This is a genomic window from Frankia sp. CeTa3Moorea (assembly GCF_978021225.1).
On record NZ_CDXDOR010000193.1, the window covers coordinates 1 to 7,588 of the forward strand.

At 70.1% G+C, this 7,588-nt stretch carries 7 protein-coding genes and 3 pseudogenes; 6 read left to right on the plus strand and 4 right to left on the minus strand.

Annotation, left to right across the window (positions count from 1 at the left end; translation table 11 throughout):
- Window positions 1–184 precede the first annotated feature (184 nt).
- Window positions 185–943, plus strand: a complete 759-nt coding sequence (locus tag AC08OV_RS21995) for an SAM-dependent methyltransferase (protein WP_476616133.1) — start codon at window positions 185–187, stop codon at window positions 941–943.
- A 417-nt stretch (window positions 944–1,360) separates the two neighbouring features.
- On the opposite strand, the gene AC08OV_RS22000 is transcribed toward AC08OV_RS21995, so the two are convergent.
- The 4 genes and pseudogenes from AC08OV_RS22000 to AC08OV_RS22015 form a co-directional block, all read right to left on the minus strand.
- The gene (locus AC08OV_RS22000) at window positions 1,361–1,822 is read right to left on the minus strand and encodes a PIN-like domain-containing protein (protein ID WP_476616134.1); all 462 of its coding nucleotides are present in this window, start codon (window positions 1,820–1,822) and stop codon (window positions 1,361–1,363) included.
- Window positions 1,797–2,516, minus strand: a complete 720-nt coding sequence (locus AC08OV_RS22005; RefSeq protein WP_476616135.1) for a DUF433 domain-containing protein — start codon at window positions 2,514–2,516, stop codon at window positions 1,797–1,799. Before AC08OV_RS22005 ends, AC08OV_RS22000 begins: the two co-directional genes overlap by 26 nt.
- A gap of 209 nt (window positions 2,517–2,725) precedes the next feature.
- Window positions 2,726–2,827, minus strand: a pseudogene (locus tag AC08OV_RS22010) (SAM-dependent methyltransferase); the annotation flags it as partial.
- Between the two features lie 65 nt (window positions 2,828–2,892).
- Window positions 2,893–3,207 (minus strand): annotated as a pseudogene (locus tag AC08OV_RS22015) (Scr1 family TA system antitoxin-like transcriptional regulator); the annotation flags it as partial.
- A 287-nt stretch (window positions 3,208–3,494) separates the two neighbouring features.
- Here AC08OV_RS22015 and hemL point away from each other — a divergent pair.
- From hemL to AC08OV_RS22040, 5 genes and pseudogenes are all read left to right on the plus strand, one after another.
- Complete coding sequence (gene hemL / locus AC08OV_RS22020; RefSeq protein ID WP_476615895.1) at window positions 3,495–4,853, plus strand: glutamate-1-semialdehyde 2,1-aminomutase; 1,359 nt, start codon at window positions 3,495–3,497, stop codon at window positions 4,851–4,853.
- Entirely contained in the window at window positions 4,850–5,497 is a 648-nt protein-coding gene (locus AC08OV_RS22025) for a histidine phosphatase family protein (protein ID WP_476615894.1), read from the plus strand. The genes hemL and AC08OV_RS22025 overlap by 4 nt, the downstream gene beginning before the upstream one ends.
- 71 nt (window positions 5,498–5,568) lie before the next feature.
- Window positions 5,569–6,447, plus strand: a complete 879-nt coding sequence (locus AC08OV_RS22030; protein WP_476615893.1) for a putative RNA methyltransferase — start codon at window positions 5,569–5,571, stop codon at window positions 6,445–6,447.
- A 233-nt stretch (window positions 6,448–6,680) separates the two neighbouring features.
- Window positions 6,681–7,310 (plus strand): TlpA family protein disulfide reductase, encoded by a 630-nt coding sequence (locus AC08OV_RS22035; protein ID WP_476615892.1) that lies wholly within the window; start codon window positions 6,681–6,683, stop codon window positions 7,308–7,310.
- A 34-nt stretch (window positions 7,311–7,344) separates the two neighbouring features.
- Window positions 7,345–7,588, plus strand: a pseudogene (locus AC08OV_RS22040) (cytochrome c biogenesis protein CcdA); the annotation flags it as partial.

Below are 7,588 nucleotides of genomic sequence, written 5' to 3' on the forward strand. Positions count from 1 at the left end.
TTACGGCCCGACGCCTTGCGTGGAGGAAGCCATGGTTGCCCCGGGTCTTGTCCCGGGCCACCGGACACCGCCGGCCTGGATGGCGTGGTGGTGATCGAGGTCGACTGCTGACCAGCGTCGGACCTCGGTGTGCCTGGTGACATCAATTTTTCGTGTTGATGTACTCCATGAGGAGATTCTGGCGTTGTCAAATGATATCTCGTCTGCGTGGTACGCGGACTTCTTTACCGAACTTCCGAACGAGTTCTGGCGGCGGGCGGCGTCGCCCGAAATGACCGCGGCTGACGTCGAGTTCATCGAGGCCGCGCTCGGTCTGCCGCCGGTGGCCCGGATCCTAGACGTTCCCTGCGGCAGCGGTCGGCACAGTATCGCTCTCGCCGGGCGCGGCCATCGGGTGACCGGCGTCGACCTCTCAGCCGAGGCCATTGACCATGCCCGCCGGGCGGCAGAGCAGGCCGGTCTACACGTCGAGTTCGTGCTCGCGGACATGCGGGCGATCCCGGTGGATCGCTCGTTCGACGCGGCCGCCTGCCTGGGCAACAGCTTCGGCTATCTGGACCTGGCCGGCACCCGGGAGTTCATCGCGAGCCTGGCTCGGGCGATCCGTCCTGGCGGCAGCCTGATCGTCGACTTCGGGGCGACGGCCGAGAGTATTCTGCCCACCTACACCGGTGAGCCGAGCACCATGGTGACCGGAGATATCACTGTCGAGACAAACCTGGAGTACGACCCGTTGGCAAGCCGGCTGATCAGTCGGTACGCATTCAAACGTGGCACCGAGGAACTCCATGCGGCCGCGATTCACCACATCTACACCAGTGGTCAACTGGGCGAACTGCTCACAGACGGCGGATTCACCGCCATCAGGCGGTACGCCGGGCCGGAGGGCACGCCCTACGAGCTAGGCGCCAGACGGCTCATCCTCACCGCACGTCGAACGTAACCAGTCGAAGGCACTCAAGAGGGCGGGCGCGGCCGGCGAGGCTCTCGACCGGTCACGCCTGTCAACTTCCACCGCCACAGCGAGGGGTCTGTCAAGTTTGTTTTACAGTCCCGGTTTACGTGACCGTACTAGACCGCCTTCGGCTTCTTCGGGGCTGTTTCGGAGACGGCGTCGTGAACGAGGGTCTGGCGGTGCGGTGGCCGGCGTACTACGTCCGAGCCGTGCAGCGTGTGCAACACGGGTGCGGCCCAGGGGCCGGCCGGCTGCCTAAAGATGCTGGTGAGAAGCCCAAGGCCTGCCCAAGGACGATCGGTACCACCCCTTGGTTGTACCTATCAAGCGACGGAAGACGCGGCTAACCGGCGTCTACCTGAATCACGGATGGTGCGACTCCGGTCGATGGTGGGTGAGGAGGAACTACCGGGGCTGGGGTGAGCTGATGTCCATTTTGCGGATCTCCATGGCGTGGACGGCGTAGATGAAAGGGCCTGCTTCGGTGCAGGCGGTCGTGATCGCGGGCAGGTTCGAGAGCAGCCACTGTGCCATCGCAGCACCCGGTAGGTCCTGCCGGGTTATGTAGAAGCATCGCGCGTGATGTGTCAGGACGGCTTCCTGTTCGGCGGGGCGGTAGCGGATACGCGCGTCCTTCATGAACACGACCCAGCCGAGGCGGGCCGTGTCCTCGATCCAGGTGACGTCCGCGATGTCCTCGTCCTGTGGGATGCCGTAGTGCTCGGCGAGCGTGGTCAGCCGTAGCCTGGCGTCTCGGAGCAATCGGGGGACGGCGATGCGGCCGAGGCTGCGGTCGATGAAGACGTGCGGAAGCCCGGCAGGGTGGCGACCTGTCGAGTCATCAGGCGGCGATTTTGCTTGCGACACGGACGGCGCCTTCAAGATCAGGGAGAGGCACGCCGAATTCCTCCGCCACCTCGGCGAGTGCTTCGCCGGCGTGGAAGCGGCCCAGGGCGTCTTCGACGCGGGCGCCGCCGTGAGTGAAGATCGGCTGGCCGAAGCCACGGTGAGGATCGACGATGACGGAGCCGGGCTCGTACCGCGGTAGCCGGATGAGCCGGGGGTAGCCGTCCGAGGCGAACTCCACCAGCCGGAGGTAGGACTCGACGATCTCCCCGAACACCCGCTGCCCGTTGCGCACCACGACTAGTTCCCGGGCTCCACGTGCTTCGGGCGTGTCGCCCTGGCTCTCGGCGAAGTCGTAGAGGACCTCGGCACCGTCGGTGTACAGGGCGCGTGAGGCGAGGACGTGCTCGATCCCCAACTGCTCGGACAGGCGGGCCAACGCGGGGCGGATCCGCTGTAGCGGCACTCCAGCGGCTCGGATGGCTGCCAGGATCATCCCCTCGGCAAGCCCGATGAACGGCACGACGGCCGTGCCATGGCGCTGACGGGGCAGCACGGTGACGATCGGCTCACCATGGACCGGGGCGCGGCCCGGTGCGTGCCGGGTGTAGCCGTAGGCCCAGGTCGCGAAGGTCGACGTCGGCACGCCCAAGTGCCGGCCCGCCTCGGCGACGCTGTACAGGGGCAGGTCGAAGCGGCCGCGATCCTGAATCATCGCGTCTCCTCTCAAGCCTGCTGGATCCGAAGGTCCTGCCGCGTAACACCATGATCATAGATCCTTGCTGGCTCGACGACGCCGGGGAGGAGGCCACGGCGAGCCGTGCTGCCGCAGTTTCTCTGGGGCTGGATCGGGTCGGTATCGTCAACAAGGGTCCGGCGGTGCGGTGGTCGGTGTACGGCGTCCGAGCCGTGCGGCATGTGTAACTCGGGTGCGACCCCTTGGGCGACTTCATGCAGATTCGGGGGCGGCAGTCCCGTTCCGATGTCCAGGAACTGTCGGATGCCGTGTTCCGCCGCCAGTAGGCGGGCCACTCAGGCCCGCGTGTGCCCCCCGAGCGGAACGGGAGCACCTGGGTCGTGATCCCGGGACGGCGGGACATGTCGATCAGGTGGGCGAGTTGGGCGCGCGCCATCTCGGGTCCGCCGACCATGCGGCGCACTGCGGCTTCGTCAAGGATCGCCCAGAGCTGCGGTGGCGGATCGGTGGTCAAGATGGGGTTCTTCCGTTCGACGGCCGCCGGCCCGGTGAGCTCGGAGCAGTCGAAATGATCATTGGCTGGAGTGGGTCGTGTGGGCGGCGCACCGGGCACCATCAGGGCAAGCAGCACCAGGGCAAGCAGCACCAGGACAACCACCAGGGCAACGTCGTCGTCTTCCTTGTAGCCCTCGCTGTAGTCCTCGCTCATCGAGATCGGGCCGACCGGCGGTGGATCGCCGAGCGCCGGGGCCTGGGAGGGGTCGGGGCCTGGGAGGGACAGCGGCCGACCGACGGCCGCAGGTGTCCGGGGGAGGACCGGGCGCACGAGCCGCCGTCGGTGGGCGGCCGGGGCAGACCCCCGTCCACCGGCGGCTTCCAGCGGTGGCTTCCAGCGCTGGTGGCGGGTCGGTCAACAACGGACCACGGAGGGGGACGCGGCGTGCTACCGGACACGTGGAGCGCGGGAGGCGGGGCCGACCTGCGAGGATCGTGGGCATGGTGGTTCCGTCTGCCGCGCCGGCATCCGAGGAGCTGTTCCGGCGCGCCGAGCGTGTTGTTCCCGGTGGGGTCAATTCTCCGGTCCGAGCCTTCCGTGCCGTCGGCGGCACGCCGCGCTTCATGGTGGCGGGCAACGGCCCCTATCTGACCGATGCGGACGGGCGTACCTACGTCGACCTGGTGTGCTCGTGGGGGCCGATGATCCTCGGCCATGCCCATCCGGCCGTCGTCGAGGCGGTGTCGCGCGCCGTCTCGGCCGGCACCAGCTTCGGCACCCCCACGCCGGGGGAGGTGGAGCTCGCGGAGCTGATCGTCGACCGGGTCGGCCCGGTCGCGAAGGTACGCCTGGTCAACTCCGGCACCGAGGCGACGATGAGCGCCGTGCGGCTGGCCCGGGGTTTCACCGGCCGGTCGAGCATCATCAAGTTCGCCGGCTGCTACCACGGGCACGTCGACGCGCTGCTCGCCTCCGCCGGTTCCGGAGTGGCGACCCTCGGGTTGCCGGACACCCCGGGAGTCACCGGCGCCGCCACCGCGGACACCATCGTCCTGCCCTACAACGATCTCGCGCTGGTCGAGGCGGCCTTCGCCGAGCGCGGTGAGACGATCGCGGCGGTCATCACGGAGGCCGCCGCCGCCAACATGGGGGTCGTCCCGCCGCTGCCCGGCTTCAACGCCGGGTTGCGCCGGCTGTGCGACATCCACGGCGCGCTGCTCATCCTCGACGAGGTGATGACCGGGTTCCGCATCTCACGCGCCGGCTGGTGGGGCAATGAGGGCGCGATCGAGGACTGGTCGCCGGACCTGTTCACCTTCGGCAAGGTGATGGGCGGCGGGCTGCCCGCGGCGGCCTTCGGCGGGCGGGCGGACGTGATGGCCAGGCTCGCACCCGCCGGCCCGGTGTACCAGGCGGGCACGTTGTCGGGTAACCCGATCGCCGTCGCCGCCGGACTCGCCACTCTGCGGGCCTGCACCGACGAGGTCTACGCCACTGTCGACACCCGCGCCGCCGACGTGGCCGGGATCGTCTCGACCGCGTTGACCGAGGAGGGCGTGGCCCACCTGCCGAGCAGCGCCGGATCGCTGTTCAGCTTCTTCTTCACCGACGCCGCCACCGTGGTCGACTACGCCGGTGCCCAGGCGCAGAACACCGCCCGGTACGCGGCGTTCTTCCACAGCATGCTCGACGCCGGGATCTACCTGCCGCCGTCGGCGTTCGAGGCGTGGTTCGTCTCGGCCGCGCATGACGACGAGACGGTGGAGCGGATCGCCGCGGCGGCACCGGCGGCCGCACGTGCCGCCGCGGCGGTACCCGAACCGGTGACCGTCTCCGCCTCTCCCGAGGGGCGGGCATGACGGAGCCGGCTCCGTTGACCCGGGTGCATCTGGTTCGCCACGGCGAGGTCTTCAACCCGGAGAAGATCCTCTACGGCCGGCTGCCGGGGTTCCGGTTGTCCGACAAGGGCCAGCAGCAGGCGAAAGTCACCGCGGAGTTCCTTGCGGAGCTGGACGTCGCGGCCGTGGTCGCGAGTCCGCTGGATCGTGCTCAGCAGACCGCCGCGCCCATCGCCACGGCGCACGCACTCGCCGTCCAGGCCGACCCGCGGCTGATCGAAAGCCGCAACGCCTTCGAGGGCAGAACGTTCGAGGCCGGCCCGGCGGTGGTCCGCTACCCCGCCCTGTGGCGCCTGCTGCTCAATCCGTTCCGCCCATCCTGGGGCGAACCGTACGACGAGATCGCCGCGCGGATGCTCGTGGCCGTCGCGGAATGGCGCGATGCCCACCCCGGTCGGCACGTCGTGCTCGTCAGCCATCAGCTTCCGGTCTGGACGGCTCGGCGTGCCCTGGAGGGGGTGCCCCTCTGGCACCGTCCCGACCGGCGGCAGTGTGGGCTGGCGAGCGTCACCACGGCCGTCTACCGGGAGTCCGAGCTCGTTGGCGTCCAGTATGCGGAGCCGAACGGGCCGACCGCGAACACGCCTGGATCGGTCGGCGCCTGACGAACTCCACCGGTCCCGAGTCACCGGCGCCGGCCGTCGCTGTCCCGCCCGCCCTCGCGTCTCTGCGGGCCGTGCTGCCGTTCCTGCGCTGCCCCGTGTGCGGCGACGCGCTGCACCGGACGGACAGATCCCTGCGCTGTCCCGCCGGGCACGACTTCGACGTCGGCCGCAGCGGCTATGCCAACCTGCGCACCGGCCGGACTCGGCGGGTCGTCGGCGACACCGCCGTCATGGTCGCCGCGCGGGAGTCCTTCCTCGGTGGTGGCCACTACGGGCCGCTCACCGCCCGACTGGCCCAGATCGCGCATCCCGTCCCCGGGGGGTCATCCGGGCTATCCGGGTCGCCCGGTCGGGTGATTCTCGACATCGGTGCCGGGACCGGGCACCATCTGGCCGGCGTGGTCGGTGCGCGGCCGGACGCGGTCGGCATCGCCGTCGACGTCTCGAAGTACGCCCTGCGTCGCGCGGCGCGTGCCCATCCCCGGATCGGCGCGGTCTCCTTCGACGTCGCCGCCCCCTGGCCGGTGGCCGACCACGCCGTCGCCGTGCTCCTCGACGTCTTCGCGCCGCGCAACTTGGCCCAGATGCACCGGGTGCTGCGCCCCGACGGGCTGCTCATCGTCGTTACCCCCGGACCGGGCCATCTCGCCGAGCTGCACGGCCCGCTCGGACTCGTCGGGATACAGGCGGGCAAGAGCGACCGGCTCGACGAACGAACCACCGGACGGTTCGAGCCGATCATCGTCGAGCGCGTCGACGTTCCGCTCACGCTGAACACCGACCAGATCGTCGACCTGGCTCTGATGGGCCCGACCGGCCATCATCGTGCGCCCGACCAGCTGCGCCGGCGGGCCGAAACCGCCTTCCCCGGGAGTGCCCCCGTCACGGCCCGTTTTCAGATCCGCGGTTACCGTCCGCTCCCGGTCCCGCCGGTGGCCGGCGGCCGGTGACGTCGGCGGAACGGTGCCTGCCCGGCGACAGAACGGTGCCCGCCTGGCATGGAGCCCACAGGTGTCCTTTGTCGAGAAGCCCATGCGCGTCTCGCGGCCCCGACACCTACCCTGAGTTGAGTTCTACAGTTGGTCGTAGACAGGTTCCCGGGTGGGAAGGGGCAGGGCACATACTGGTTCGCGTGGCGGAGAAGGGATGGCGGTCCGCGTCGGATGACAGTTCGGACACGCTGGTGACAGGCATTGCCCCGATGCGGCGGATGCGCCGGGCCCGGTCGGCCCGCCGTGCCCGCCGGGCGGGACGCGTCGCCCCGGCCGCCGTGGCGCTCGCGGCGGCCGGGCTGCTGGCCGCCTGCTCCCCCGGGGCGAACTCGGTCGACGCCACCGGTGGTGGGGGCTACGGCTTCGTCCAGCAGGCGGCCGGGCAGGACTTCGCCGCTCCCGGAAACCGGCATCCCGCACCCCCCCTGTCCGGTAAGACCCTCGACGGGACCTCCCTCGACCTCGCGTCCTACCGAGGGAAGATCGTTGTGATCAATTTCTGGGCCTCGTGGTGCGCTCCCTGCCGCGCGGAGACGCCAGGCCTGGTCCAGCTGTCCAAGGACAACCCCACGGTGGCGTTCCTCGGTGTCAACGAGAAGGACACCGTCTCCGGCGCGAAGGCCTTCGCGCGGGACTACGGCAAGTCCTACCCGAGCATCGTCGACAAGCTGGGCACCCTCGCCGCGGGCTGGCCGGTCGCTCCCGGCCTCCCGTCGACGTTCGTGCTCGACCAGAACGGGCGGATCGCGGCCCGGTTCACCGGTGGTGTGCTGCCCGACGACCTGAAGCCCGTGCTGAGCCGTCTGCGGGCCGAGGCGTGAGCGGGCGCCGTTCGCCCGGGGCGGAGGACCCGCGGTGAGCGTGGTCGGGCTCATCACCGACGGGCCGGTCCTGCTCGCCGCGCCGGTCGCCGCCGCCGCGGGACTGCTCTCCTTTCTCTCCCCCTGCGTCCTTCCACTGGTGCCGGGCTATCTCAGCTTCGTCACCGGCCTGTCCGGGGCGGAGCTTCAGGATCGTTCGAGGCGAGCTGCCGCCACCCCGGGGGGGCCGCCGGGCCGGGCACCGGCGGTGCCGGAGGTGTCCGTAGCGGTGTCGGCGG